Origin of the sequence: Streptomyces tricolor, from assembly GCF_002155905.1 — a bacterium.
GTDB lineage: Bacteria > Actinomycetota > Actinomycetes > Streptomycetales > Streptomycetaceae > Streptomyces > Streptomyces tricolor.
Window position 1 is genome coordinate 1 of the sequence record NZ_MUMF01000733.1, and the last position, 2,233, is coordinate 2,233.

Sequence of the window (2,233 nt, forward strand, 5' to 3'; positions counted from 1 at the left end):
GGTGGTGCATCTGCCGCACCGGGTCGGCGGTCACCCGGAACTGCGCGCGGCCGTCGGTCTGTTGGCGGGCGAGCTGGCGGAACGCCGCCCGGGCGGCTGCCTGGCCCTGCCGAGCCTGCTGGACCTGCTGCTGGTCTACCTGGTGCGGCAGATGCACCACCTGCGGCAGCTCCGCCATCAGCGGGTGCGTACGGCTGCGGTCGAGACGGTACTTGCCGCACAGCAGCTCCACCTCGGGGCCCGGCCCGGGGTGCCGTACGTCCGTGTCCCGCGCCTCCTCGAAGGGCACCGCCCGCCGTATCTCGGCCGGCTGCGCCGCCGCGTGCGCCAGCACGTGCCCGGCGCCGTGCGGCAGCAGCACCACGTCCCCCGGCCCGAGCGCCACCGGAGCGCCGCCGCCGTCCGGCACCAGCAGACAGGAGCCGCTCAGGACGACGTGGAAGCCCGCGCCCTCGTACGGCGCCAGCCGGACGCACCACGCGCCGGCCACCCGGAGCCGGTGGGAGGAGGGGGTGCCCACCCGGACCGCGGCGATCGCATCGCTGACCACATCCATGAGACGACAGCGTATTCAACTGCGCGGATCGAGTATGGGAACGCTCAACGCGCGCTCCTAGGGTCGGGGTCATGAGCGATGACCGCGTACAGCGTTTCTGGATCGGTGACGTCGAGGTGCTCCGCGTCGTGGAGTGGCAGGGGCCCTACGTGCCCGCCGCCGAGCTGGTGCCGGAGTGCGGGCCCGAGGTGTGGGACGCCCATGCGGCGCAGCTCGTCCCCGACCACCGGGAGGCGGGCGGGGACCGGGCCGTGGTGGCACTCCAGACCTGGGTGGTGCGGACCGGCGGCCGGACCGTGCTGGTCGACACCGGTGTCGGCGACGGCCGGGAACGCCCCGGCACTCCGCTCTTCCACCGGCGGCAGGGCGACTTCCTGGGCCGGCTGGAGCGGGCGGGCGTCCGGCCGGAGGACGTCGACGTCGTGGTCAACACGCATCTGCACGCCGACCACGTGGGCTGGAACACCCGGGACGCCGGCGGCGAGTGGGTGCCGGCCTTCCCGCACGCCCGCTACCTCCTCCCGGCCGCCGACGACCACCACTTCGGCCCGGCGGGCGGCTACGCGGGCGGGACGCGCCCCGTGGACCGGCTGGTCTACGAGGACAGCGTGGCCCCCGTGCACCGGGCCGGGCAGGCGGTGGTGTGGGAGGACACGTACCGGATCGACGAGCACCTCGTGCTGGAGGCCGCCCCCGGGCACACCCCGGGCTCCGCCGTGCTGCGCGTGTCCTCCCGCGGCGAACGGGCCGTCTTCGTCGGCGACCTGCTCCACAGCCCCGTGCAGATCCTGCACCCCGAGTGCAGCAGCTGCTTCTGTCACGACCCGGCACAGGCCGCCCGCACCCGGCACCGCGTCCTGCACCGGGCGGCCGAGCAGCGGGCGTGGGTGGTCCCGGCCCACTTCGGCGGAGCCGGCGCGGTCGAAGTACGCGAGCGCGTGGGCGGCTTCAGCCTGCACCGGTGGGCGGCCTGACGGGCGGGCCCCGCACCGGCTGTCGTGGGGCCGCGGACCGGCCGTGGTGCCGGGCCACCCTCCCTCCGACGGCCCCGCTTCGACAACGGCGTGGTGCGCGGGGTACTCATGGGACATGACTGAAGACGGCGAACACCCGCCCGACGCACGTCTGATCGGCGGCCGTTACCGGCTGGCCGGGCGCCTCGGGTCCGGGCCGGCCGGGACCGTGTGGCGCGCCCGGGACGAGCAGGGGGAGGGACTGGTCGCCGTCAAGGAGCCGCTGCTGCCCGGCGATCCGGCCGCCGACGAGGAGAGCCGGCGCATCGCGCACCGGCTGTACCACGAGGCCCGGGCCGCCACCCGGGTGCGGCACCCCTCGGCCGTGACGGTGCACGACGTCGTCACCGAGGCCGGCGTCCCCTGGATCGTGATGGAACTGGTGGCCGGCGAGTCCCTGCGCGAGGTGCTGCGGCGCGGCCCCCTCCCGCTCGCCGAGGCCGCACGCGTCGGCCTCGCGGTGCTCGGCGCGCTGCGCGCCGCCCACGCCGTCGGCATCGTGCACCGGGACGTCAAGCCGGCCAACGTCCTGCTGGAGTCGGGCACCGGGCGGGTCGTCCTGACCGACTTCGGCATCGGCGACGGGCACGCGGAGGACGCGCCCGCCGGGTTCGTCGCCCCCGAGCGGGCGGCGGGGCCCGGCGCCGGCCCGGCCTCCGACCTG

The 2,233-nt window shown here is 76.1% G+C and carries 2 protein-coding genes and 2 pseudogenes; 3 read left to right on the forward strand and 1 reads right to left on the reverse strand.

Annotated features, from left to right (window positions below):
• Positions 1–4: 4 nt before the first annotated feature.
• Positions 5–94 (forward strand): annotated as a pseudogene (locus CCN44_RS46915) (AraC family transcriptional regulator); the annotation flags it as partial.
• Positions 95–121: 27 nt separating this feature from the next.
• Here the strand turns inward: CCN44_RS46915 and CCN44_RS38420 are convergent.
• Positions 122–556: pseudogene (locus CCN44_RS38420) on the reverse strand (cupin domain-containing protein); the annotation flags it as partial.
• Positions 557–627: 71 nt separating this feature from the next.
• Between CCN44_RS38420 and CCN44_RS38425 the strand changes: the two are divergent.
• Both CCN44_RS38425 and CCN44_RS38430 read left to right on the forward strand, forming a co-directional pair.
• Positions 628–1,530 carry an MBL fold metallo-hydrolase gene (locus CCN44_RS38425; RefSeq protein ID WP_059252159.1) on the forward strand — a complete coding sequence of 301 codons (903 nt, stop codon included), beginning with the start codon at positions 628–630 and terminating at the stop codon, positions 1,528–1,530.
• Between the two features lie 115 nt (positions 1,531–1,645).
• Positions 1,646–2,233: serine/threonine-protein kinase (locus tag CCN44_RS38430; protein ID WP_143650311.1), on the forward strand; the 588-nt coding region annotated here is incomplete at its 3' end.

What these genes read in the sequence shown, in the direction of transcription:
- CCN44_RS38425 (WP_059252159.1), top strand. Translation starts at nt 628, where the DNA reads ATGAGCGATGACCGCGTACAGCGTTTCTGGATCGGTGACGTCGAGGTG.